Raw genomic sequence first — 23,672 nt, 5'->3', positions numbered from 1 at the left:
AAGTGAGGGGGCCCGTGCATGGCGGCCATCGCCTCTTAAATAATAAAAATGACTGGCATAGCTCTCGCCATGCACGGCGGCGTTCGATGCGGGGCCAAATTGCATAGCTCTCCCGCCCGCAGGCTACTGCGGGACGCCGTTCCGCCGGACGATGCAAAGCTGTGCACACCCTCTCCCGCCGACAGAAACCTGATGCGCCGTCCCTCCGTGCAGGTCACACTTTGCGATCAGCGCCTCCGCCCGGTCCTCACCGGGCTTGGGAGAAGACTAACCGGGTTTCAGACGGCGGGGATAACTTTCCCGCGCCTACCGGAAAGGCGGCTCCTCGAAGCTGCGCAGCTTGCGCGAATGCAGCGCGTCCGCACCGTCGCGGCGCAAGGACTCCAGCGCCTCGATGCCGATCAGCATGTGCTCGGAGATGGCCCGCTCATAGAAGCGGTTGGCGGCGCCCGGCAGCTTGATCTCGCCATGCAGCGGCTTGTCGGAGACGCATAGCAGCGTGCCGTAAGGCACGCGGAAGCGATAGCCATTGGCGGCCAGCGTCGCGCTCTCCATGTCGACGGCGATGGCGCGGGACTGGTTGAAGCGCTGGGCTTCCTCGGAAAAGCGAAGCTCCCAGTTGCGATCGTCATTGGTGACGACCGTGCCGGTGCGCAGACGCGCCTTCAGCTCGGCACCCTTGTCGCCGGTGACGACACCGGCGGCGCGCTGCAGCGCCTGCTGGATCTCGGCAATCGGCGGCACCGGGATTTCCGGCGGCAGGTCCTGGTCGAGCACGCCGTCATAGCGCAGATAGGCATGGGCGAGCACATAGTCGCCGAGACGTTGCGAATGCCTGAGGCCGCCGCAATGGCCGATCATGATCCAGCATTGGGGCCTGAGCACGGCAAGGTGGTCGGTGATCGTCTTGGCGTTGGACGGGCCGACGCCGATATTGACGAGCGTGATGCCGCTGCCGTCCTTTGCCTTCAGGTGATAGGCCGGCATCTGGTGGCGGCGCCATGGCGCGGCGGCGACGATCTCCTCGGCGTTTTCCGTTTCGGCGGTAACGCGCACATTCCCCGGCGCGACGAATTCCGTGTAATGATTGTCCTGGCACAGCTTCTCCACGCCGATACCGACGAACTCGTCCATATAGCGCTGGTAATTGGTGAACAGGATGAATTGCTGCACATCCTCAGGGTCGGTGCCGGTGTAGTGCTTGAGCCGCTGCAGCGAGTAATCCGTGCGCAGGGCCGAGAACAGCGACAGCGGCTTGATCCGGTCGGCCTGGCTGGCACTGCCGAGGGCGACGGCAGGCATCCAGTCGCCATTGGGGATCTTGTCGTCGATCACGGCGAGGTCCGGCACCGGAAAGATGCGGGCGAGCACCGAGGGCGGCACCTCGTCGGTATCCAGACCGCGTCCGCTTTCCAGAACGTAAGGATACGGAATTTCCGCATCGGAAACACCAATCTCCATCCTGAAATCATATTCGGCCAACAGCAGACCGATCTGTTCGATCAGATAGGCCGCATAAAGCCGCGGCCTGGTGATATCGGCGACGTAGATGCCCGGCGTATCGAACTTGCCGAAGGCGCGCGAGAATGGCGGCACCGGCCCGTCCGGACGATAGGTCATGCGCAGGCGCGGATAGGCAAATGCCCCCATGGCACGGGCATCGGCGTCCGGCAGCGCGCCATCCTTGAGATAGGCATCGAAGGCAGCCCTGAGATTGCCGGCACTGGCTTCGTACACTTCCGTGATCGTGGCCAGCGCCTCTTCTGGCGTTGTCACCGCACGCCAGTCACCGCGTTTCAGGGGGAGTTTTACAGCAGCTGCCAAAACGAAAATCCTTCTCTGGAATTAATCGGCGTCCTTGCGCACGAAGGTGACGGCAAAAAACGTCTGGCCATCGAACAAGTCCTTCGGCGGCTCAGGCCCCTCGATGATCTGGAAGTGGCGCGGGGTGATCGTGCCTTCCATGCGATAGCCGCGCTCGGCCATCTTGCCCCGGTGGAATTCCAGCGCCGCGGCGGTGAACTCGCGCGCCAGAATGGTGATGCGTTGCGGATCCGTTGGCATGGATCACTCTCCCGTTTTGCCCGTTACCGGCTGCTCCCTGCCGGGATCACGTCAGTATCGCTTTTCTCCCCCGGCTGGCAACAGCTTGCGCCATATCAGGCGAGCAAAAATGAACCGCGCCGGCTGCAATCCTGTTGCCGGGCAGCGACAAGACGGGAGACCAAACGATGAAGAGACTGATCCTCAGCGCCACTGCCCTGTGCCTGCTCGCGGCCTGCGGCGATGGCGCCGACCCGGAGGCCACGGTCTCCGATTCAGGCCCGTCAGGCGAAACGCCCGCCGGTGAGCCGACGACAGAGCGGGATGCCCCGCGGGAAGACGCGCTCGGCTCGGACGCCAGCCCGGGTCGTCCGGACTTTCAGCCTGGCTCGACGCGCAAGGCCGATACCCAAGCCGATTTCACCGCCATTGGCCAGGAGCCGGGCTGGCTGCTCGAGCTGACTGCCGGTCAGGACGTGACCATCGACTGGCAATATGCGACCAGATCGGCGTCCTTCCCGTTCGAGCGCCCTGCGGACATGGAAGGCCCGCTCGACCTCTCCCTGCAATCGGGCGAGGACTCGCTCGAACTGACCGTGGTGCGCGAGGACTGCAGCGACCCGATGAGCGGCAGTGACTATGCCTATTCGGTCACCGCCGTGATCAATGGCGAGCGGCTGCAGGGCTGTGGCGAATGGCTGACAGAGTGACCATATAGAGGCCATGCAAAAACTGCTGATCATTGCCGGAATCGTGCTGGTGCTGGCCGGGCTTTTATGGCCGTGGCTGTCGCGTCTCGGTTTAGGCCGTCTGCCCGGCGACATCGTGTTTCGCGGCGAGAACACGCAGGTCTATTTCCCGATCGTCACCTGCCTGATCCTCAGCGCGCTGCTGTCCTTCGCCTTCTGGCTGTTCAACCGATAATCAGCGGCCATTGTCAAAGCCGGTCGGCAAGCCCGGCGCCCTGCAGCGCCGGTGTCTCGATCAAATCATTGCAGCGGAACCAGCCTGCGATCGACGCCCGGGCCTTGAGCGCGACCGTGACCTCATGGGGCACTTCCTCGGACAGGAAGACAGCGAAGGTCGCCATCGCCGGCACGACCTCCTGCAGAATGGTCTTCTCGTCTTCGGCAAAGAGGCGCAGCAAGCCGCCATCCTCGCCTTGCCAGTCCTCGTTGAGATAGAGCACGGTCGAGACGAGCCGGTTGCGCGCGCCGGCGAAGGAATCGCGGTGCATCTTGTAGAACCCGCCCGCCTCATACAGCGCGAAATGCGCCTCATAGCGGAACAGCCCAAGCATGAGGCGGCGGTTCAGTTCGACCCGCAGCTTTTCGGCAAAAGCGAGATAGGCCTTCTGGGCGATGCTGTCGCCATCAAGCCAGAGGATGCGGTCACGCCGGATCGATCGGGCCAGCCGGAAATCATCGGAACGACCGATGCCGGCGGGCGCCAGCGCTTCCTCCGCACGGTGCAGGGCGAGTTCCTGACGGAGCGCCCCGATCAGGCGCTTGCGGCGAGCGAGCGAGCGCACCGACCAGCCCTGCCGCGCGAGGTCATCGCACAGGCCGGCCACGTCGAAGGGCAGGATCTCGGTTTCGATCGCGGGCGCGAGGCTCATTCGGCGGTCACTTTCAGTGAAGTGACGCGCCAATAGGACCGGCGACAAGGCCTGTCCAGTTAATTTGACGCGATATCAGGCCCGGCTGTCAGGCTTCGGCGCGGCGGCGGAAAGGCGCGGTTATCAGCGCCCAGATGCCGGAAAAGATCGCCCAGAACCCGGCCAGGCCACCGCCGGCATAGGCGGCGCCATCGGCTGTCGTCGGCACCGCCGGCTTGAACTCTTCCATCACCGAGTCGACGATATTCTCGCGATAGGTCCGCGCCAGCAGGATCGGGCGTTCATAGTCGGAGGTGGCGCGCAGCTCTTCCAGATGGGTGCTGAGATCGAGATAGTCGCGCACCGTCACTTCATAGCCGTCGCACAGCGCATCGAGCAGCCCGTCGGCGTCGGTGCATTCGCGCAGCGCCTGATCGCGCGTATAGCCATATCGGGCGATACCGGCGTCAAACTCCTCGACCAGATCCTTCAGCTGGGCGACGCGGCCAGACAGGTCCTGCATATATTGCAGCGTGAAGCCCGGCGCCTGCGAGCCGAGAAGGCCGCCGGCAATGCCGATAACGAGCGCGAGAAACTTTCCCATAGATACTTACCCCAATCCGGATCCTGCCCGGATCCGCCATTCCCCAGTTTAATCCCCGAAAGCCACCGTTTCGTGACGCGGCCAGCCTCTATCCTCACATCATAAGCGGAAAAAAGGCAACTGCCGAATGGTTTGTACGGCAGCGCTCGCTGCCGCTTCGGGAACGGGCGGCCCGTCCCGTGTGTCAGGTTCCCATGAGCTATCATTTGAAACTGAAGGATAAATCGGTCCAGAAGGCCGTCCAGCGGATGGCCGGGAGCCAGATCGGCAAGGCGATCAAGGAAATCGACGACGGCTCGATCCCGCCGGGCAAGACCGTCCACCAGGTGCGCAAGCGCTGCAAGAAGCTGCGCGGCCTGATCCGGCTGGTGCGCCCCAGCTTCAAGAAATACTCGAAGGAAAACAAGGTTTTCCGCGATGCCGGCCGTGACCTTGCCGATGCCCGCGATGCCGAGGTGATGGTCGAGACCCTCGATTTGCTGGCAGACTCCCCTGACGACCAGCTGGACCACAGCACCATCCTGCCCCTGCGTGATGAATTGATCGCGCGCCTGTCCGATCAGACCGAGAATGACGCAATCGGGGACAAGCTTGCGACCGTCCGCCTGACCATGACCGAGGCGCTGGCCCGGGCAAAGGACTGGACAGTCAAAGAGGACGGGTTCGAGGCGATGGCCGGCGGCCTCGCCAAGACCTATCGCCGGGCGCAGAAGGCGCTTGCCGCGGCGGAAGACGACCCCTCCCCCGCCGCCTGGCACGAGTGGCGCAAGCGGGTGAAATATCACTGGTATCACGCCAGGCTGCTGCGCGAGATATGGCCCGACATGGTCGGCACCCGCCGGGAACTCGCCGACCTGCTCAGTGATCTGCTCGGCGATCACCACGATCTCGCCGTGTTCGCCCGCCGCATGGACGACTGGGAGACGATCCGGAAAGACCCGCGCCTCGGCGACCTGTTGCGCGGCGCGATCGCGGCGCGTCAAGAGCACCTGCTGGAAGAAGCGCTGCCGCTCGGCCGGCGCCTGTTTGCCGAAGATGCCGACGCGCTGAACGAGCGCTGGCAGCTTTACTGGGCACAATGGCGCACCGCCGCCTGACGACGCCCCCGGGCGGCGAGGAGGAGACAGACCCATGCCGATGCATCTGGAAGGATCATGCCGCTGCGGCGCCGTCCGCTTCAGCGTCGACAGCCACACGCCTGTTCCCTATCAGCGCTGTTATTGCCGGATCTGCCGGAGCCGCCGCAAAGCGTGCATCTGATGCTGAACTTCAAGGCGAACTGGGTCGTGCTGCAGCCAGGCGATGACGATCAATGCTTCGATCTCTACCCGGAGGAAAGCCTTGAGCAATGGCACAAGGCCCGTGGGCTGTGGGTTGATTAGGGGTCAGGCGCGAACGGGGCAGCCAACAGGCTCACCCCCGTCACGATTATTGACCGGCCTCACCGGCATTCTCGTTGCACAACAGGGAATCCCGGCTCGCGGCCATGCGGGCAAGCGGCAGCAGCGCCATGATGACGCCCGTGGCAACAATGGCAGCCATGATGATTTCCGGCAGCGGTCCGACAGCGGCAAGGCCGAGCCAGGACAGGACCAGCCAGACGACCAGCGCTGTGACAATAGCCGCTTCAATGCCGACCAGCGCCAGCATTGGCGCAAGCGGAGACAGACAGAATTTCATAAAAACCTCTCGAATACGGCCAGAACGTGGTGGCGGCCTGCAAGGTCCGCAAGAGCCCGACCGTCACCATACGAACAAAAAAATGTGACTGATCGAGGATCACATTCAGGTGATTTGGTGGCTGCAGACGGCTCAAAGCGGGGGGATAGTCACGCCGTGCGAGGCGCCGCCGCCCCTGCGCCCTGTATCCGGGCACCGGCCGCTGCCCTTTCGCGATTGTGGCGCCGGGAGCGTTGCGCGGGGTCCGCCGTACGGCTTCTTCCGTTCCGAAACGGCACACCGTGTTCCGGGGGCAACAAGTGCCCCCTAAACCGGCGCTGTGGCGCGGTTCTTGCGGAACCGAACCGCCCTTACGCGCCTTAGGCACGTAACCTTGTAACAATCGCGCCTTATCGGAGACTGACAGATGGTAGAGACATCGATCGACGAATATCGCCGCGCCCGCTATGGCGCCCGCCAGTTGAGCGCTGCCCCCACGCCGCAGGACGTCACGGCGTTCGTCATGACCCGGATCATCCGCGCCTTGAGCGTACCGATGCTGGCCCTTGCCGCACTGGCCGGGCTGATCGTCTTCGGCGGCATGAGCTTCGCCGTTGCCCTGCTGTTCGTTCTGCTCATCGGCGTACCGACGAGCTGGTTCATCTGGCGCCTCTGATTCTGACGTTTTCGATGGAACAACAGGGCGGTCCCGCCCTGTTAGCCTTTCGCAAGAGAAATGCCCCATGGGCCTGAGACAGTTGGCCCCGGCAACTGGACCCAGTAGCGAAAGGAGACACCAGATGGCGCAACACCCGGATGCCCCGGCCGCGAAGACCGCTTCCGGTCATTCCCCGCAGGACGATACCGTCACCCCGGAGCAGTCAGCCGACCTGCACACCGTCACGAGCGAGGATACGCCGCCACCGGAAAGCCCGGACGGCAGCCCGCATCCGAACCCGGAGCGGCGCCAGACCCTGTTCAGCCGGTTCAGCCAGTTCATCGGGGCGTTCGCCGCCCATGTCGGCTGCGTCGTCGCCTTTCTGGTCCTGGTGTTCGCCTTCGGCATGAACTGGTTCGGCGCGGTCGTCCTGGTGACGCTGGCCGCCCTGCCCGCCGCCTTCTTCTTCCACCGCCGCAAGGAATATCTCACCTTCCTCGGCCTGCAATTCGTCGCCGCGACGGTGGTCGGTTTTGCCTTCGTCGTGCTCAGCGGCGTGTATGTCGGCTAGCTTACCGGTCTGCACACAGAGATTTACCGCCCGGCCTTTTCCAACTGCTCGTAGAGCGCGCCGCGCACGGCGTCGTTGACGCCGTTGCCCGCCGCCGGCCGGCTATGAACCTGGCTCATCACGAGGCCGATCAGCCCGCGCTGCGGGTCGACCCAGAAATGGGTGCCCTCATAGCCGCCGCCGATCCACAGCCCGTCGCTGACCCACAGATTATAGCCATTATAGCCATCCGCCCTGCCCAGCTGCGTATGCGGCGAGGACAGCGCCTCGATGGTGATCTCCTCCAGGATGCGCGTGTCGCCCACGGTGCCGCGGCCGAGCAGCATATGCAGGAAATCGGCATAGGCGGCGCTGGTGCCGATCATGCCCTCACCGCCCAGATAGAGCGGCACGTCGGGGTCATACCCTTGCGGCGGGGTGCGGTAGATATCGAGCGCTGACGGGTCGGTCACCTGCAGCGTGCCACCCTTGCCGGTGACGCGCGGCAGCATCTCCTCGCCTTCCGGCAGGCCATAGCGCAAATCGTCGATAGCGAGCGGGCCGGTGATCCGCTCCCGGACGATCTCCTGCAGCGACTGGCCGGCGGCACGCTCCATGACGAGGCCGAGCACGGTCGTGTTCATGCCGTAATAATATCCCGCGCCCGGCTGGCTGATCAGCGGCAGCGCGGCGAGATCGGCGATCAGCTCGTCGCTGCTCCGGGCCGCGCCGATGTCCTGCGCGCCCATGGCGGCGTTGAGGCATTCGGTTGGCTGGAAGGTGTAATAGAACCCGCCGGTGTGATTGAGCAGGTCGCGCACGGTCATGACGCTTTCCACCGGCACGGTCGGCAGCGGACACGGCATGGCTTCCAGCGCCGCGCGCACCGCCTCGTCGCCCCAGGCCTGCCCGGCCATCTCGGCGAGGTTCTCGCCATTCGGACCGGTCGCCACGGTGAGGTCGCTGAATTCGGGGATATAGTCCGTCACCGGATCGTCGAATCTCAGGACGCCGTCCTCGATCATGTCGAGGGCGGCGGAGATGGTGACGATCTTGCTCATCGACCAGACCCGCAGCCAGGTGTCGCCATCGACCGGCGCGCTGACGAGGTCGCTGTTCTGTGCCGCATGCTCATAGACGACATCGCCCTGTGCGTCTTCAAGGCGGACATAGAGGAAAGGCAGCGCGCCATTGTCGACATAGGTCTCGATGACGGCATCGACGGCGCTGCCATCGGTGAGCTGCCAGCTTTGCTCCTGCGCGAGGGCCGGCCCGGAAACTGGAAGAGGCGCGGCGAGCGCCAGTCCGCCCGCCATGATGAGAGCGCGTACCGATGATGCGAGTGTGTTCATGTCCGTCCCCTATCGTGGTTTGCCTTCTTTATGGCTGGCAGATAACCACGAAACCGGGATGGAGGGAAGGATGGGGGGCAACGATATCGCCCTGCACTCTCCATCTGTCATTCCGGGGCACCCGCCAGGGTGAACCCGGGACCTATTTGCCAGAGACGGCGCAGTGACGAAAGATCGGCCCCGCATGCCGCCGCGATCTCGCGTCATGGAGAGGCCTCTGGAAAATGGATCCCGGATCGCGCTGCGCTTGTCCGGGATGACAAGAGGGGATGGATTGGGGAGAGTCTCAAAAATTGGTTGGCCCCAGCCCCGGATAGAGATCGAGCCAGTCGGGGTTTCTCTCCTCGATCAGGGCGATCTTCCAGTCGCGCCGCCATTTCTTGATCTTCTTGTCGCGGGTGATCGCGGCCTCGATGGAATCGAAGTTCTCCCACCAGACCAGTCTGTTCACGTCATATTTTGCCGTGAAGCCCTTGGTGATCTTGTTCCGGTGCTGCCAGGCGCGGGTGGCGAGGTCACTGGTGACACCGACATAAAGCGTGCCATGGCGCCCGCTCGCCATGATATAGACCCAATATGATTTCTCCCCGATGACCATGGGTGAGAGTTTTCTTTATTTCTCGACCCTTGTCATCTCTGGATCACGTCCCCAACCCTCCCCCTTGTCATTCCGGGGCACCCGCCAGGGTGAACCCGGGACCTATTTGCCAGAGACGGTGCAGTGATGAAAGGCCGGGTCCGCATGCCGCCGCGATCTCTCGTCATGGAGAAGCCTCTGGAAAATGGGTCCCGGATCGCCTGCGGCGTCCGGGATGACAAGAGGGGATGGTTGGGGGAGAAAATCAAAAATTGGTCGGCCCCAGCCCCGGATAGAGATCGAGCCAGTCCGGGTTTCTCTCCTCGATCAGGGCGATCTTCCAGTCGCGCCGCCATTTCTTGATCTTCTTTTCGCGGGTGATCGCGGCCTCGATGGAATCGAAGTTCTCCCACCAGACCAGTCTGTTCACGTCATATTTTGCCGTGAAGCCCTTGGTGATCTTGTTCCGGTGCTGCCAGGCGCGGGTGGCGAGGTCACTGGTGACACCGACATAAAGCGTGCCATGGCGCCCGCTCGCCAGCATGTACACCCAGTATGATTTCTCCCCGATCACCATGGGTGAGAGTTTTCTTTATTTCTCGACCCTTGTCATCTCTGGATCACGTCCCCAACCCTCCCCCTTGTCATTCCGGGGCACCCGCCAGGGTGAACCCGGGACCTGTTTGCCAGAGACTTCTCCATCTGGAAAGATCGCTGCAGCATGCGGACCCGATCTTTCATCACTGCACCGTCTCTGGAAAATGGGTCCCGGCGCGCGCTGCGCTTGGCCGGGATGACGGGGGGGGGGATGGGTTGGGGGAGAGTCTCGACCTACTTCCTGCGGCTTCGAGCCCCGTAGACCCTACTCCGCCTGACCGACCCCCGCGCCGTAAACCAGATCGCGTTTCGCCTTGTACTGATCGAATTGGGCCCAGACGCCGCTGTCGCCGTGCCAGTCGCCCTTGGTGGCGGCCTTGGAATATTCCGTGGCACGGGCCTCGAAGAAGTTGGCGTGCTCGACGCCGTTGAGGATTTCCGTCAGCCAGGGCAGCGGGTGCTTTTCGATGCCGTAGATCTTGGGCAGTTCCAGCTGGCCCATGCGCCAGTCGGCGATGTAGCGGATATAGGCCTTGATATCGTCCGGGGTCATCCCTTCGACCTCACCGGCCTCGAAGGCGAGATCGATGAACTTGTCTTCCAGCGCGACGACGGTCTTGCAGCAATCGGCGATGTCGTCCTTGACGGCTGGCGTCAGCGCATCGGTTTCCTTGGCGAAGGCGTGGAACAGCTTCATCATGCCTTCGCAGTGCAGGCTTTCGTCGCGCACCGACCACGACACGATCTGGCCCATGCCCTTCATCTTGTTGAAACGCGGGAAGTTCATCAGCATGGCAAAGGACGCGAACAGCTGCAGCCCCTCGGTGAAGCCGCCGAACACGGCCATGGAGGTGAGGATGTCGCGCTCGGTCTCGACGCCGAAACGCCCAAGATAATCGTGCTTGGCGGCCATCTCCTCATATTCCATGAAGGCGCCGAATTCAGAGTCGGGCATGCCGATCGTCTCCAGCAGCAGCGCGTAAGCGGCGATGTGCACCGTCTCCATGTTGGAGAACGACGCCAGCATCATGCGCACTTCCACCGGCTTGAACAGCGGCATGTAGTTTTCCATGTAATTGCCGCCGACCTCGATATCCGACTGGGTGAAGAAGCGGAAAATCTGGGTCAGGAGGTTGCGCTCGCCATCGGACAGCTTGTTGTTCCAGTCCTTGCAGTCCTCGCCGAGGGGCACTTCTTCCGGCAGCCAGTGGACCTGCTGCTGGATCTTCCAGAAATCATACGCCCAGGGATAGCGGAACGGCTTGTAGCTTTTCGATGGCGTGAGCAGGCCGGGCGTGTTCGGGGTGATGATGGACATGGTGCGGACCCTCAGGATTTCTTGGTGATGGGATTACAATATCTGGTATCGCCTCTTCCGCAATAGGCTATTTTCCCCAACATATAGACAAATTGCCGCCCATATCGTGCCGCTTGCGAAACGGCCAGCGCTTTGTGCCCCCTTGCTCCGCCTGTGGCGTGAACGCCACGGCGCCGACGCGAATGTGAGAAGACGTGAATTGGCGGCGCGCGCGCGTGTTCGTAAGGTCCGCAGCAATGATGGAGACGCGGACATGATTCGGAGAATTACCCCCCAAATTGCCTCATTGACCCTGATGGCGGGCCTGGTGAGTTTCGCCGTTGCCTGCGATGCCGGCGGCCAGGTCGAGCGCGACCCGATGCCGGTCGAAGCGGAGGGCTATGAACAGACGCCGCCCGAGGCGGACGAGATCCTGTCCGACACGCGCGTGCCCGAACGCATCGGCGACAATGTCGAGATGCAGACCGACATGGACGCGAATGACATGGCAGCGGGCGACCCGCTGGAGGATTACGCGATTTTCGCCGGCGGCTGCTTCTGGTGCGTCGAGGCCGACTTCGAGAAGATGGAGGGCGTCGATGCCGTCGTGTCCGGCTATTCCGGCGGGACGAGCGACGACCCGACCTACAAGACCTATGAAAAAGACGGCCACCGCGAGGTCGCCAAGATCTATTACGACCCGTCAGTCATTACCTATCGCACCCTCGCCGACCGTTTCTTCCGCACGGTCGACCCGACCGATGATGGCGGCCAGTTCTGCGATCGCGGCTTTGGCTACACCACCGCGATCTATGTGAAGGATGACGAGCAGCGCGCCGCCGCCGAGGCCGCCAAGATGGAGGCCGAGGACGTGCTCGACCGCGAGATCGTCACCCCCATTCTCGACGCCCGGGAATTCCATGCCGCCGAGGAGTATCACCAGGACTACTACAAGAAGAGCAGTGTGCGGTATAATCTCTATCGCCGGGGCTGCGGCCGCGATGCGCGCCTGCGCAGCCTGTGGGGCGATGAGGCGTGGATCAAATAATGAAAACGGGACGGTGTGACCCGTCCCGCTCAAGCACTCTCTCCCCATGCCCCTTGCGGGGGTCTGAATTCCTTGTGTGTCGCGTTTCCTTACGGTGAACCGGTTTCCACTTCACCGGGAAACGCTTCTAGAACCGGTAGCCGACCGTGAGGAAGGCGATGACCGGGTTCAGGTCGATTTCCATCTCGCGCTCGATAATACCGACATTCATCGGGCCAGCGCCCAGATCGACGACCGTATCGGTGCGCAGGGTCGCGTCCGTCTGTGCCTCGTTATAGCCGATGATGGCGGACAGGACCCAGTTCTCGCCAGCGGCATAGTTGACGCCGGCATAGACGCCCGGGCCGGTGGAGTCGGTCAGCGACACGTCGGTCTGGCCGGACAGCGCGCCTTCGAGAACCGCGCTCGCCTCGCCGTCATAGAATGTCGTGTAGTTATAGCCGACGCTGACATAGGGGCGCCATTGCGCCGAGCGCGGCGTGAAGAAATAGACGCCGGACAGCGTCGCGGTCGCGATGGTCGCCTCTGCGACCTGGCCCACGCCCTCGATCGAGCCGGAGCCGTTCAATTCGACACCGAAGGGGATGCCGGCCAGCAGCTCGACACCGAAATGCTCGCCGATATGGCGGGTATAGGTGAAGGTCGCCGCCGTCGGGCTTTGCACGTCGGCGGTCACGCCCGGCGGTGTGTTCGGGCCGGCGAGCTCGCTCGTCTCGTCATTCATCGAGAAATGGACGACACCGAGTTTCAGGACGTTATTGTCCGCCCACGGCGTGTCTGTCGTCTGGGCGACAGCAGGGGCAGCAAAGGCGAGGCCGGCGGCGGTGGCAGCACCGGCAGTAAGGACGTTACGCAGTAGCGACATAAGAAAACCCTCTTGTTCAGTATCGCCACCAATAGGCAAAAATGCTTAACAGGAGTTTTACTATAACTGCTTTAAATTCGCTGAAATCGGCCCCAGCACTGGGATTTATGCAACTTTCAGGAGATGTTAGCGCTCCCCTCCACGTATTCCGGGTGCTCGATATCCGTCCGCGCACCGAACTTGTCATGGGGCTCGCTTTCGCCATACGGATCCATGTGCAGGATGATGTCCGCCCCCGGGAACGCCTCGTGCAGGGCCAGCTCGACCCGGTCGGTAATGGCGTGAGCAGCACGCAGCGTCAGGTCCGGATCGAGGTCGAGATGCATCTGGATATAGCTGCGCTGCCCGGCCCGGCGGGTGCGCAGGGCGTGGAAATCAACGACGCCCTCGTCGGCCCGGACGATATCGGCGATCCGGTCGCGCTGCGTCTTCGGCAATTCCTCATCCATCAATTGCGGCAGGGCGCGGCGCCCGATCGACCAGGCCGCATGGGCGAGGAATAGAGCCGCGGCGAGACCGGCAATCGCATCGGCGCGCAGCCAGCCGAACTGCACCGCGAGGAACACCGCGACGAGCGTACCGCCATTGGCGATGATGTCGCCGGTATAGTGCGCCTGGTCCCCTTCCACGGCGAGGGAGCCGGACTTGCGGATCGCCAGCGACTGGAACGCGACAAGACCTATGGACAGGGCGAGCGACAGCGCCATCGCCCCCATGGCAACGCCGCCATTGGCAAGCGGCTCCGGATTAATCAGGCGCCTGACGCTTTCATAGGCAACAAAGAGCGCCGAGCCGGAAATCAGGACGATCTGGGTCAGCGAGGAAACCGCCTCCGCCTTGCCATGGCCGAAGCGATGCTCGGCATCCGGTGGCTCCGCTGCCCAGCGCACGCCGACAAAGGCGACGAGTGACCCGACCAGATCGAGCGAGGAATCCGCGAGCGAGCCGAGTACCGCGGTCGAGCCGGACATGATCCAGGCGACCAGCTTTGCCGCGATGAGGATGAGCGCGACCGAAACCGACAGGCCGGCGGCGGCGAGAGCCCAGCGGCTGCGGTCTTTCTCGGCCTGTTGAAAACTTTCATGCATGGCGACCGGAATAGGCGCGATGTCCCGCGCTGTCAAAGAGCAAATGTCAGACTGCAAATCACTTTCATTAAACTTTTCAGGTACTTAACACGGATTCCCACATTCTTTGGCACTGTAACCGTACATTCACTTGCATCAGAATTTCTATTGGATATTATCACAGGAACTGGGTGTAGGTGGTGAGATGCGATTAGCGTTCCTTTTTGGGCTGTCTCTATTCGCTGTCGGAGCGCTTGTCGCCGAACGTTACGGCCTTCCGGGCACGGTAACGGGCGTGACCGACAAGGGGTTCGACAAGATCGAAGGCTTGATAGCGGGTACCGAAAGGCCGCCCGCCGCCTTCGCCGCTGCGGCGGAAGAACCGGTGGAAGACAGCACGCAAGACGAGGCGAGTACGCCGGCAGCGACAGCCGCGCTGTCCGCCAGCACCACAACCGATGCCGCGCGCAACATGCCGACCGCTGACAATAGCGCCATGAGCCTGAACGGGGACGGCCTCGAGATCATCAAGACCTCGCGCGGGCTCACCCTGTCGGCCACCATCGATGATGGCGACTGGCACATTGGCTATGCCCATACCGCAACTGCGATCGAAGGCCAGACCCTGACCGTGCCGCAGGCAGAAGACCTGCTGCTGACCGACCTCGAACCGGTACAGGACGGCGTGCGCCGCATGGTGACCGTGCCGCTGAACGAGAACGAATATGCCGCTCTCGTTTCTTTCGCGGAATCCGTCGGGGTCGAGAATTTCGGCCAGACGGATGTCTACCGCAATTTGCAGAATGGCAAGCGCGACGCCGCCGCAGAGGCGTTGAGCCAGCACACGCTCGCCAATGTCAATGGCGAGCTGGTCCAGATGTCGAGCCTGGTGGAACGGCGCGAGCGGGAACGCGCTTTGTTCATGACCCAGCCCTGATAACCGCTTCTATCCAACTTCGAAAGTCTGCGGAAGACTTCAGAAGTTGAGGGCCTGATCGAGGTCGCCGATCAGGTCATCGGCGTTTTCGAGGCCGACGGAGAGGCGCAGCAGGCCCTGCGGCGAGCGCGGCTTCGGCCCCTCGACCGAGGCGCGGTGTTCGATCAGGCTTTCGACGCCGCCGAGGCTTGTCGCATTGAGGATCAATCTCACACGCGAGGCCATTGCGAGCGCCCCGTCGCGCCCGCCGGCGATCTCCACCGACACCATGCCGCCGCCTGCTTTCATCTGAGACCGCGCGATGTCTTCCCCGGCCCGGCCCGGCAGGAACGGGTAATGCACGATCTCGACCCGGTCATGCCCGGCGAGAAAGCCGGCGACCGCCGCAGCGTTGCGGCAATGCGCCTCCATCCGGCAATGCAGGGTCTGCAGGCCGCGGGAGACGAGCCAGGCATTGAAGGGCGACAGGACACCGCCGGTCACCTTGCGCGTGGCGAACAGGGCGCGGGCAGCGGCATCATCCTCCCGCGCGATCACCGCGCCGCCCTGGATGTCGCTGTGCCCGCCCATATATTTCGTCAGGGAGTGGATGACATAGTCAGCCCCGAGGGCGAGCGGACGCTGCAGCACCGGCGTCGCGAACGTGCCATCGACCACGACCCTCGCCCCGCCATCATGGGCCAAGCGGCAGACGGCGGCGATGTCGATGATATCCAGCTTCGGGTTGGACGGTGTCTCGAACCAGACCAGCGCGGTGTTCCCCGACAATGCTGCCTCCAGGGCATCGATGTCGGTCATGTCGACAAAGACCGCCTGAATATTCCGTACCGGGAAGGTCGCGGCGGCGAGATTGCGGAAATCGTGATAGAGATCATGATGGAAGATCACCCGGCAGCCTTCAGGCAGGGCCGCGAGCAGCGCCGCGCCGGCTGCCATACCCGAAGCAAAGGCCGCCGCGACGGCCCCCCCCTCCATCGCCGCCAGCCGCGCCTCGAGATCGGCGACATTGGGGTTGGTGTCGCGAACATACTGGAAGCCATGCAGATTCTCATAGGCCGGCCCGTGCTGCCAGGTCGTCGATAGCTGGATCGACGGCGCAACGGCCCCGTCCCTGCCAATGCCGGGCGTATGGATGGCGATGGTTTCCGGTTTCATGGTTTCCGGTTTGCCCTTTTCCAGTTGCATCGGTCTGCCCTTTCCTGTTCCCGGCCAGCCTAGTGCCGTGCGCACCGTAGCGCCAGAAGCCTGTAGAACGGCCGGCGGCTTTGTGCCAGTCTGGACAGCTTCAGCAAGGGGATATCGATGAAAGACCTGAAGACCAGCCCTATCATGCGTCACTGCCTGCCCGGTGCGCTGACCGCCGCCCTGGCCGCCGCCCTCGCCGCCTGCGCCAGCGTCGATGCCCCGGAGCAACCGTCCGGCTTCATTGCGCCAGCGGGCACGCTGGTCGAGGAACATATCCCCGTGCGGATGCGCGACGGCATCCGTCTCGATACGGATATTTACGTGCCCGATAGCGGCAGGACACCGGTGCCGACGGTGCTGATCCGCACGCCCTATGCCAGCGAGATGGGGCGCGGCGGCGAAGGCTTCAAGGCACAACTGATCAAGGCCGGCTATGCCGTGGTCGAGCAGCATGAGCGCGGGCGCTATTTCTCGGAAGGCGACTTCACCATGATCCCCAACCCGGTCGAGGACGGGCTCGACACGTTCGACTGGATCACGGCGCAGCCCTGGTCCGATGGCGCGATCGGCACCTATGGCTGTTCGTCATCGGCCGAGAACCAGTTGAAGCTGGCGAGCCTCAACCACCCCGCACACAGGGCGATGATCCCCCGCTCTGCCGGTGTCGGTGTCGCCGAGGCAGGCCCGTTCCGCGAGCAGGGCAATTTCTGGCGCGGCGGGGTCTGGCAGCAGGGCTGGTTCAACTATTTCTACGAGGAGATGCAGCAGCCCTGGCCGAAACTGCCCGCCGGCCTCGACGACGACGCCTGGCAGCGGGCCGCAGCCTCCTTCAGCGTCGACAATGATGGCGACGCACGCGAGCAGGATTTCTATGACGGCATCCGCCTGCACCTGCCGATGGCGGAGATGGCACAAGCGGGCGACGGGGCAGTGACCGATTTCGAGGACTACATCGCCCGCGGGCCGGTTCATCCGGACTGGGACGACAATCGCCTGACCGATGAAGACGCAGAAGCGATCCGCGTACCCGGCTTCTGGGCCGAGGCGCTCTACGATATTTCCGCCCGTTCCACCGCAGCAGCGTTCGAGACGGCGCGGGCGGCGAATGAGGCGGCGGGTGCCGGGAACCAGTATATCATCCTGACCAATGGGCAGCATTGCGGGTTCGGTCGCGAGCAAGCCGAGACGATGATCGGCGACCGCCCCATCGGCGATGCGCGGCTCGACTATGACGCCCTGTCCATCGCCTTTTTCGACCATTACCTGAAAGGCACGGGCACGGCACCGGACATCGCACCTGTGATGGCTTATATGGCCGGCGAGAACGCATGGCAGGAGTTCGACGCCCTGCGCGACCCGTCCGTCCTGCCGACCGGGGAGAATGCTCTCATCTTTACCCTGACGAGTGGCGGCAGCGCCAATACGCTGGAGGGCGATGGCGCCCTGACCCGCGACGCAGCGCAGGCCGGTAGCGACAGCTTCGTCTATGACCCGGCCGATCCGGTGATCAGCCGTGGCGGTGAGATATCCGGCATGGGTACCGACCAGCAGGACGGCAGCTACGACCAGCGCGAGATCGAGGCCCGCGAAGACGTGCTCGTCTATACATCCGAGGTGTTGCGAGAAGACCTGCCCGTCTTCGGCTTTGCCCATGCGCAGCTCTTCGTCTCCTCCGATGCGCCGGATACGGACTTCACCGTCAAGATCGTCGATGTTGCGCCGGACGGGACGGCGTGGAACATCGCCGACACGATCCTGCGTATGCGCTATCGCGACGGGCTGGAGACGCCGGTGTTCATGCAGGATGGCGAGGTCTATGAGATCGCCCCGCCGCCGATGCTGATCGCCAACACGTTCGAGAAAGGCCACCGGGTGCGGGTCGAGATATCCTCGAGCAATTTCCCGTCTTACGCGCGCAGCCTGAACACGGCCGCCGATCCGTACAATTCGACCGAAGTCGCCATTGCTACCAACACCGTGCATCATGGCGGGACGACGCCGTCGCGCATCATCCTGCCGCTGGCGGGGAAATAGCTATCCACCCTCGCCCTTCGTGGCTGCTTCGCAGCACCTCAGGGTGAGGGTTCAAGTGCGGTCCTCATCCTGAGCAGGCGCCATTGTCGCCCACGAAAAATGGAGGGAAAAGCTAAAGCGATTTCAGGAAATCATTGGCGGGCATCATCACCTTGTCGTCGATGTCGCCGATGGCTTTCTTGTCCTTGCCTTCATAGTCGAGCGCCAGCAGTACGCGGCGGATCGCGCCCAGCCGGGCGCGGCGCTTGTCATTGGCCTTGATCACCATCCATGGTGCATGATCCGTATGCGTTGCCTCGAACATGCGATCGCGCGCCTTCGTATAGTCATCCCACTTGGTCAGCGCCTCGACATCCATTGGCGACAGCTTCCAGATCTTCAGCGGGTCATGGCGGCGGTCGTGAAAGCGTTTCAGCTGCATCTCCTGGCCGATGTTGAGCCAGAACTTGAAGAAGTGCATGCCGTCGCGGGTGATCATTTTCTCGAACGCCGGCGTTTCCTCCAGAAAGTGTTCGCACTCCTTATTGGTGCAGAAGCCCATCACCGGCTCGACGCCGGCGCGGTTATACCACGACCGGTCGAACAGGCGCATCTCGCCGGTCGACGGGAAGTGGCGCACATAACGCTGGTAGTACCATTCACCGCGCTCGCGGTCGGTCGGCTTGGGCAAGGCGACGACATGGGCGATGCGCGGGTTCATATATTCCGTGAACCGCTTGATCGTGCCGCCCTTGCCGGCCGAATCGCGTCCCTCGAACAACAGGACCACGCGCGCGCCGGTGTCCTGCATCCAGTACTGCATCTTGACCAGCTCGAGCTGCAACGCCTCCAGCTGGTCCTTGTAGTCATCCTTGTCCATCTTCCTGTCATAGGGATAGCCGCCGCACGCCATCGCCCCCTCCTCGACCCAGTCTGGCAGGTCGGGAGCGTCGATGTCGAAAGTCCGCTCCTTGCCCCTGACGGTCAGGGTCACGGGCGGGGCGATATCCATTCTCATGATGTTCATCGGGCGTCTCTCTCATGCAGTTTAGCGGGCGTTTCTGCCATCCATCCTGCACGATCAAGGGCTTAGGCGCCAGCGGGCTGGCCCGGCAGGGTTAATCGTCCTATACTCGGGCGCAGAACGAGGAGAGCGACATGAGCATACTGCATCGCGTTCTGGACGGCATGATCAAGACGGGATGTCTTGTCGTCACCACCCATGATGGTCGCGAACAGACCTATGGTGATGGCACCGGCCCCTGTATCTGCGTCGAACTGACGGCTAAGGACACGCCGCGCAAGATCGCCATGGACCCGACGCTGAAGCTTGGCGAAGCGTATATGGAGGGCGAACTCGTCATGGCCAAGGGCAGCGTCTATGACCTGCTCGACCTGATCTACAGGAATACCGGGCCGGTGGCGGCGCGCTCTTTCTGGATGCGCGTCATGCAATGGCTGCGCTTTGCCCGGCGCCGTTTCGATCAGCTCAACACGCTGTCGCGCTCGTCCAGGAATGTGCAGCACCACTACGATCTCGGCGATGAGCTGTATCACCTGTTTCTCGACCAGGACATGCAGTATTCCTGCGCCTATTTCCCGACGCCGGAAACGTCGCTGGACGAGGCGCAGCTGCTGAAAAAGCGCCATATCGCGGCAAAGCTGCTGGCCCGGCCGGGGGAGGACGTGCTCGATATCGGCTGCGGCTGGGGCGGCATGGGGCTGTATCTGGCGCGCAATTGCGGCGTGAACGTCACCGGCGTCACCTTGTCCCATGACCAGCTCGGCGTCGCCATCCGCCGCGCGGTCGAGAGCGGGCTTGCCGACCGGGCGACATTCAAGCTGCAGGACTATCGCACGCTGGATCGGCAGTTCGACCGTATCGTCTCCGTCGGTATGTTCGAGCATGTCGGCGTCAATCATTACAGGAACTATTTCGAGAAATGCGCGCAGATGCTGAAGCCCGGCGGGGTCGGCCTGATCCACACGATCGGCCGTTTCGGCCCGCCCGGAATCACCAATCCGTTCATTGCCAGGTATATCTTCCCCGGCGGTTATATCCCGGCCCTGTCGGAGGTCGTCTCGGTGATCGAGGAGACGGGCCTCGTCGTTACCGATATCGAATATCTGCGCCTGCATTACGCGGAAACGATCCGCCACTGGCGCGAGCGGTTCACGGCGCGCTGGGATGAGGCGAAGGCGCTCCATGACGAGCGCTTCTGCCGGATGTGGGATTTCTATCTCGCCTCATCGGAAATGGCGTTCCGGGCACAGATCATGTGCAATTTCCAGATCCAGATCGCCCATGACCAGACGGCGGTGCCGATGACACGCGACTATATCGCGGAGAAGGAAGCGGAACTGGCGGCAAAGGATGGCGGGCCGGATTGTCACCGCAGCGAAGGCACTGGCACGGTGCATCCGCTCGCCGCGCAATAATTACTCCGCGCCCACCTCTTCCGCCGCGATCTCGTCGACCCGTTCGATGATGACCGGCTCGGCCGGCACATCCTCGTCGAACTGGCCCTGGGCCGTCGTCTCGACCATGCCGATGGCGTCGACCACCTCCATGCCGGCGACGACCTGGCCGAACACGGCATAGCCCCAGTCGAGCATCAGCGCCTCGCCCTCATGGTCGAGTTCCTCATTATGGCGGAGGTTGATATACCACTGGTTCGTCGCCGAATGCGGCTCGGTATAGCGGGCCATGGCAATCGTGCCGCGCTCATTGTCGAGGCCGTTGGCCGCTTCGTTCTCGATCGGGTCCATGGTCGGGCGCTCGAGCAGCGTACGCGAATAGCCGCCGCCCTGGATCAGCCGCCCGGCAACGACACGGTGAAAGATCGTGCGGTCATAATAGCCCTTGGTGGCGTAGGCGAAGAAGTTCTCGACCGTGACCGGCGCCTTTGTCCGGTTCAGGGCGAGGTCGATATCGCCCATGGAGGTCTGGATGCGGGCATAGACGATGTCATCGCCCTCCCAGCCTTGCGGCAGGTCCTGGGCCGAGGCGGGCAAGACGAGAAACATGCTCAGGACCGCGATGATCGAACGTACCAATTTACCAATCATATGATTAATCCTTCCGCCCGCCCCCGTCCTTCGTGGCTCGCTAACGCGAGCGCCTGAGGATGAGGGCTCAACACCAAACTTGCCTCACCCTGAGGTGCCCGGCTTTGCCGGGCCACGAAGGGGCAAGGTCAGCTTGATTTGCGGATCCTGTTTATCCGGTCAATGAGGCCGTTTGTTGACGCGTCATGGGCCGTCGCGGCGGGCTTGTCCTGGCCGCGTTCGGCCAGTTCCGGCAGGATCGCCTTGGCCAGCACCTTGCCCAGTTCGACGCCCCACTGGTCGAAGGAGTTGATGCCCCAGATCACGCCCTGGCAGAAGATCTTGTGCTCATAGAGGGCGATCAGCGCCCCCAGCGTCTCCGGCGTCAGCCTCTCCATCAGGATCGAATTGGTCGGCCGGTTGCCGGTGAAGGTCTTGTGCCTGGCGATCATGTCGAGCCTGTCGGCGGGGATGCTGTCGCCGAGTTCGGCCTTGACTTCGTCCGTCGTCTTGCCGCGCATCAGCGCTTCGGGCTGCGCGAGGAAATTCGCCAGCAGCTTGACGTGATGGTCGCCGAGCGGGTTGTGGCTCAGCGCCGGGGCGATGAAGTCGGCGGAGATTTTATCCGTGCCCTGATGGATAAGCTGGTAGAAGGCGTGCTGGCCGTTGGTGCCGGGCTCGCCGAAAATGACCGGTCCGGTCGATGCGCTGACAGCCGAGCCATCCATGACGACGCCCTTGCCGTTCGATTCCATATCCGCCTGCTGCAGATAGGCCGCGAGCCGGTGCAGATACTGGTCATAGGGCAGCACGGCATGGGTGCCGATATCGAGGAAGTTGCGGTTCCACACGCCGATCAGCGCGAGCAGCGCCGGCAGGTTTTCGTTGAGCGGCGCGGTCTCGAAATGGCGGTCCATGGCCGCGGCACCGTCGAGCAGCTTGCGGAAGTTCTCGAAGCCGACCTGCAGCGCGATCGACAGGCCGATCGCCGACCACAGGGAATAGCGCCCGCCGACCCAGTCCCAGAATTTGAACATATTGTCCGTGTCGATACCAAATTTGGATACTTCTCCAGCATTGGTCGACAGGGCAATGAAGTGTTTGGCGACATCGGCCTCGCTCGCGCCCCGTTGCAGGAACCAGTCGCGGGCGGACATGGCGTTGGTCATCGTCTCCTGCGTGGTGAAGGTCTTGGATGCGATGATGAACAGTGTCGTCTCCGGGTCGACGGCGGCGAGCGTCTCGGCGAGGTGCGTGCCGTCGACATTGGAGACGAAATGGCACTCCCGGCCCTCGATCCAGTAGGGTTTCAGCGCCTCGGTGATCATGACCGGGCCAAGGTCCGATCCGCCGATACCGATATTGACGATCGTGGTGAGCGGTTTGCCGGTATAGCCGGTGTGGCCGCCGGAATGGATCGCGGCGCAGAACCGGTCCATGCGCGACAGCTCTTCCTCGATCAGCGGCATGACGTCCTCGCCATCGACGCTGTATTTGCCATGGGTGGTGTCGCGCAAGGCGACATGCAGCACGGCGCGGTCTTCGGTTTCGTTGATCTTGTCCCCGGCATACATCGCCGCGCGCTTGTCTTCGAGGCCACGGGCGCTGGCGAGGGAGAGCAGCTTGCCGACCGTCTCTTCGGTGACGAGGTTCTTGGAATAGTCGACGAACAGGCCTGCCGCCTCGCCGGAGAGCTTGTCGAAGCGGGCGTCATCGCGCGTGAACAGGTCGCGCATATGCACCTGCGCCAGGCTGCTCGCCTCGTCTTCCAGCGCTTTCCATTCGGCCAAGTCGGTCAGTTTCTCGCTCATCGGGCTCTCCTGTTTTCTGTCGCCCCCTCATTAGCGGACCGGCGCCGCTTTGCCAGCCCCCGGCGCGAAAAGAAGCCCAAACAAAAAGCCTGCACCGCGAGCGGCACAGGCTTTCCATGTTTTTCAGGCTGAAAGCCGTCGGCTCAGTATTTCACGCTGCAGCCATAGGGCTGGCTCTGCGGCGTCGCGACCGGCTCGCCTGCCTCGATATTTGCCATGGCGGCAAGAACATAGTTCTCGGCCTTTTCAATGTCGGCCTGGTCGGCAGACGGGATCGAATCGATGCCGCCCGCGTAAACCAGCGTGCCGTCTTCGTCGATGATGTACATGTGCGGCGTCGTCTTGGCGGCATAGGCCGTGCCGATTTCACCGGATTCATCGAGGATGACATGAGCCGGGCTGGCGCTGCGCGTCTCGGTCAGATCATCAGCCATGTCGGCGGACACATGGCCCTGTTTTCCGGGGGCGGACGAAATGATGGTCAGCCACGTATAGCCGTTCCCGGCAGCGGCTTCCTGTGTCATCTGCATGTTGCCGGCGTCATAGTGTTTCTTGACGAAGGGGCAGTCATGGTTGGTCCATTCCAGGATGACCTTTTCCCCGGCCAGATCGGCCAGCGAAACGGTATCGCCTGATGTGGTCGTGCCGGTAAAGGCCGGGGCCGGCGCGCCGATTTCGGGCGCGGCAAAGGCAGCGCCAATGCCCAGCGTAAGGGTCGCCACGGATGCAAACAGAACTTTCATCGATCAATCTCCTCCAGATCA

Annotated in this window: 25 protein-coding genes and 1 pseudogene; 10 read left to right on the top strand and 16 right to left on the bottom strand. The window is 62.9% G+C overall.

What is annotated here, in order from left to right:
* Positions 1 to 306: 306 nt before the first annotated feature.
* The gene (locus tag IEV88_RS00545; RefSeq protein ID WP_188160489.1) at positions 307 to 1,776 is read right to left on the bottom strand and encodes an AMP nucleosidase; all 1,470 of its coding nucleotides are present in this window, start codon (positions 1,774 to 1,776) and stop codon (positions 307 to 309) included.
* 69 nt (positions 1,777 to 1,845) lie between these two features.
* A complete protein-coding gene (locus tag IEV88_RS00540; protein WP_188159354.1) occupies positions 1,846 to 2,064 on the bottom strand; it encodes an AMP nucleosidase in 219 nt (72 codons plus the stop codon).
* A gap of 167 nt (positions 2,065 to 2,231) precedes the next feature.
* Between IEV88_RS00540 and IEV88_RS00535 the strand changes: the two genes are divergently transcribed.
* Together IEV88_RS00535 and IEV88_RS00530 are read left to right on the top strand one after the other, a co-directional pair.
* Positions 2,232 to 2,753 carry a hypothetical protein gene (locus tag IEV88_RS00535; RefSeq protein WP_188159353.1) on the top strand — a complete coding sequence of 174 codons (522 nt, stop codon included), beginning with the start codon at positions 2,232 to 2,234 and terminating at the stop codon, positions 2,751 to 2,753.
* 13 nt (positions 2,754 to 2,766) lie between these two features.
* Positions 2,767 to 2,967 (top strand): DUF2905 domain-containing protein, encoded by a 201-nt coding sequence (locus tag IEV88_RS00530; protein ID WP_188159352.1) that lies wholly within the window; start codon positions 2,767 to 2,769, stop codon positions 2,965 to 2,967.
* A 13-nt stretch (positions 2,968 to 2,980) separates the two neighbouring features.
* On the opposite strand, the gene IEV88_RS00525 is transcribed toward IEV88_RS00530, so the two are convergent.
* Both IEV88_RS00525 and IEV88_RS00520 read right to left on the bottom strand, forming a co-directional pair.
* Positions 2,981 to 3,661, bottom strand: coding sequence for a 2OG-Fe(II) oxygenase (locus tag IEV88_RS00525; protein WP_188159351.1), 681 nt, complete (start codon positions 3,659 to 3,661; stop codon positions 2,981 to 2,983).
* A gap of 88 nt (positions 3,662 to 3,749) precedes the next feature.
* Complete coding sequence (locus IEV88_RS00520) at positions 3,750 to 4,244, bottom strand: DUF2937 family protein (RefSeq protein ID WP_188159350.1); 495 nt, start codon at positions 4,242 to 4,244, stop codon at positions 3,750 to 3,752.
* A gap of 194 nt (positions 4,245 to 4,438) precedes the next feature.
* Between IEV88_RS00520 and IEV88_RS00515 the strand changes: the two genes are divergently transcribed.
* Positions 4,439 to 5,341 (top strand): CHAD domain-containing protein, encoded by a 903-nt coding sequence (locus IEV88_RS00515; RefSeq protein WP_188159349.1) that lies wholly within the window; start codon positions 4,439 to 4,441, stop codon positions 5,339 to 5,341.
* A gap of 34 nt (positions 5,342 to 5,375) precedes the next feature.
* Positions 5,376 to 5,626, top strand: a pseudogene (locus IEV88_RS15360) (hypothetical protein).
* 46 nt (positions 5,627 to 5,672) lie between these two features.
* On the opposite strand, the gene IEV88_RS00505 reads toward IEV88_RS15360, so the two are convergent.
* The gene (locus IEV88_RS00505; protein WP_188159348.1) at positions 5,673 to 5,924 is read right to left on the bottom strand and encodes a hypothetical protein; all 252 of its coding nucleotides are present in this window, start codon (positions 5,922 to 5,924) and stop codon (positions 5,673 to 5,675) included.
* Between the two features lie 406 nt (positions 5,925 to 6,330).
* Between IEV88_RS00505 and IEV88_RS00500 the strand changes: the two genes are divergently transcribed.
* Complete coding sequence (locus IEV88_RS00500; RefSeq protein WP_188159347.1) at positions 6,331 to 6,579, top strand: hypothetical protein; 249 nt, start codon at positions 6,331 to 6,333, stop codon at positions 6,577 to 6,579.
* Between the two features lie 124 nt (positions 6,580 to 6,703).
* A complete protein-coding gene (locus IEV88_RS00495) occupies positions 6,704 to 7,132 on the top strand; it encodes a hypothetical protein (protein WP_188159346.1) in 429 nt (142 codons plus the stop codon).
* A gap of 23 nt (positions 7,133 to 7,155) precedes the next feature.
* Here IEV88_RS00495 and IEV88_RS00490 read toward each other — a convergent pair whose 3' ends face one another.
* The 4 genes from IEV88_RS00490 to IEV88_RS00475 all read right to left on the bottom strand — a co-directional run bounded on the left by IEV88_RS00490 (position 7,156) and on the right by IEV88_RS00475 (position 10,955).
* A complete protein-coding gene (locus IEV88_RS00490) occupies positions 7,156 to 8,463 on the bottom strand; it encodes a serine hydrolase domain-containing protein (RefSeq protein ID WP_188159345.1) in 1,308 nt (435 codons plus the stop codon).
* A 286-nt stretch (positions 8,464 to 8,749) separates the two neighbouring features.
* Positions 8,750 to 9,061: a GIY-YIG nuclease family protein gene (locus IEV88_RS00485; protein ID WP_188159344.1), complete on the bottom strand. Its 312-nt coding sequence runs from the start codon at positions 9,059 to 9,061 to the stop codon at positions 8,750 to 8,752.
* Between the two features lie 244 nt (positions 9,062 to 9,305).
* Positions 9,306 to 9,617 carry a GIY-YIG nuclease family protein gene (locus IEV88_RS00480; protein WP_188481178.1) on the bottom strand — a complete coding sequence of 104 codons (312 nt, stop codon included), beginning with the start codon at positions 9,615 to 9,617 and terminating at the stop codon, positions 9,306 to 9,308.
* A gap of 285 nt (positions 9,618 to 9,902) precedes the next feature.
* The gene (locus tag IEV88_RS00475; RefSeq protein ID WP_188159342.1) at positions 9,903 to 10,955 is read right to left on the bottom strand and encodes a ribonucleotide-diphosphate reductase subunit beta; all 1,053 of its coding nucleotides are present in this window, start codon (positions 10,953 to 10,955) and stop codon (positions 9,903 to 9,905) included.
* A gap of 253 nt (positions 10,956 to 11,208) precedes the next feature.
* Between IEV88_RS00475 and msrA the strand changes: the two genes are divergently transcribed.
* Positions 11,209 to 11,982: a peptide-methionine (S)-S-oxide reductase MsrA gene (gene msrA / locus IEV88_RS00470; protein ID WP_206711293.1), complete on the top strand. Its 774-nt coding sequence runs from the start codon at positions 11,209 to 11,211 to the stop codon at positions 11,980 to 11,982.
* Between the two features lie 127 nt (positions 11,983 to 12,109).
* Here the strand turns inward: msrA and IEV88_RS00465 are convergent, their stop codons facing one another.
* Positions 12,110 to 12,847 (bottom strand): OmpW/AlkL family protein, encoded by a 738-nt coding sequence (locus tag IEV88_RS00465; RefSeq protein ID WP_188159341.1) that lies wholly within the window; start codon positions 12,845 to 12,847, stop codon positions 12,110 to 12,112.
* A 116-nt stretch (positions 12,848 to 12,963) separates the two neighbouring features.
* On the bottom strand, positions 12,964 to 13,971 hold the full coding sequence (locus IEV88_RS00460) for a cation diffusion facilitator family transporter (RefSeq protein WP_188159340.1): 1,008 nt from the start codon (positions 13,969 to 13,971) through the stop codon (positions 12,964 to 12,966).
* A gap of 148 nt (positions 13,972 to 14,119) precedes the next feature.
* On the opposite strand from IEV88_RS00460, the gene IEV88_RS00455 reads away from it, so the two are divergent.
* A complete protein-coding gene (locus IEV88_RS00455) occupies positions 14,120 to 14,851 on the top strand; it encodes a lysozyme (protein ID WP_188159339.1) in 732 nt (243 codons plus the stop codon).
* A gap of 39 nt (positions 14,852 to 14,890) precedes the next feature.
* Here the strand turns inward: IEV88_RS00455 and IEV88_RS00450 are convergent, their stop codons facing one another.
* Complete coding sequence (locus IEV88_RS00450; RefSeq protein ID WP_206711292.1) at positions 14,891 to 16,036, bottom strand: trans-sulfuration enzyme family protein; 1,146 nt, start codon at positions 16,034 to 16,036, stop codon at positions 14,891 to 14,893.
* A 117-nt stretch (positions 16,037 to 16,153) separates the two neighbouring features.
* Between IEV88_RS00450 and IEV88_RS00445 the strand changes: the two genes are divergently transcribed.
* The gene (locus tag IEV88_RS00445) at positions 16,154 to 18,070 is read left to right on the top strand and encodes a CocE/NonD family hydrolase (protein ID WP_188159338.1); all 1,917 of its coding nucleotides are present in this window, start codon (positions 16,154 to 16,156) and stop codon (positions 18,068 to 18,070) included.
* A 112-nt stretch (positions 18,071 to 18,182) separates the two neighbouring features.
* On the opposite strand, the gene ppk2 is transcribed toward IEV88_RS00445, so the two are convergent.
* Positions 18,183 to 19,076 carry a polyphosphate kinase 2 gene (gene ppk2, locus IEV88_RS00440; protein WP_206711291.1) on the bottom strand — a complete coding sequence of 298 codons (894 nt, stop codon included), beginning with the start codon at positions 19,074 to 19,076 and terminating at the stop codon, positions 18,183 to 18,185.
* A 131-nt stretch (positions 19,077 to 19,207) separates the two neighbouring features.
* On the opposite strand from ppk2, the gene IEV88_RS00435 reads away from it, so the two are divergent.
* Positions 19,208 to 20,488 carry a cyclopropane fatty acid synthase gene (locus tag IEV88_RS00435; RefSeq protein WP_188159337.1) on the top strand — a complete coding sequence of 427 codons (1,281 nt, stop codon included), beginning with the start codon at positions 19,208 to 19,210 and terminating at the stop codon, positions 20,486 to 20,488.
* Here the strand turns inward: IEV88_RS00435 and IEV88_RS00430 are convergent, their stop codons facing one another.
* The 3 genes from IEV88_RS00430 to IEV88_RS00420 form a co-directional block, all read right to left on the bottom strand.
* On the bottom strand, positions 20,489 to 21,118 hold the full coding sequence (locus IEV88_RS00430; RefSeq protein WP_268235721.1) for a peptidylprolyl isomerase: 630 nt from the start codon (positions 21,116 to 21,118) through the stop codon (positions 20,489 to 20,491).
* A 128-nt stretch (positions 21,119 to 21,246) separates the two neighbouring features.
* Positions 21,247 to 22,908, bottom strand: a complete 1,662-nt coding sequence (gene pgi, locus IEV88_RS00425) for a glucose-6-phosphate isomerase (protein WP_188159336.1) — start codon at positions 22,906 to 22,908, stop codon at positions 21,247 to 21,249.
* 143 nt (positions 22,909 to 23,051) lie between these two features.
* Positions 23,052 to 23,651, bottom strand: coding sequence for a redoxin domain-containing protein (locus tag IEV88_RS00420; protein WP_188159335.1), 600 nt, complete (start codon positions 23,649 to 23,651; stop codon positions 23,052 to 23,054).
* Positions 23,652 to 23,672 lie beyond the last annotated feature (21 nt).

This window comes from Aquisalinus flavus, from assembly GCF_014640095.1.
Classification (GTDB): Bacteria; Pseudomonadota; Alphaproteobacteria; order Caulobacterales; family Parvularculaceae; genus Aquisalinus; species Aquisalinus flavus.
Note: the sequence above shows the minus strand (reverse complement) of the source record. Positions and strands in the feature narration are given on the sequence as shown.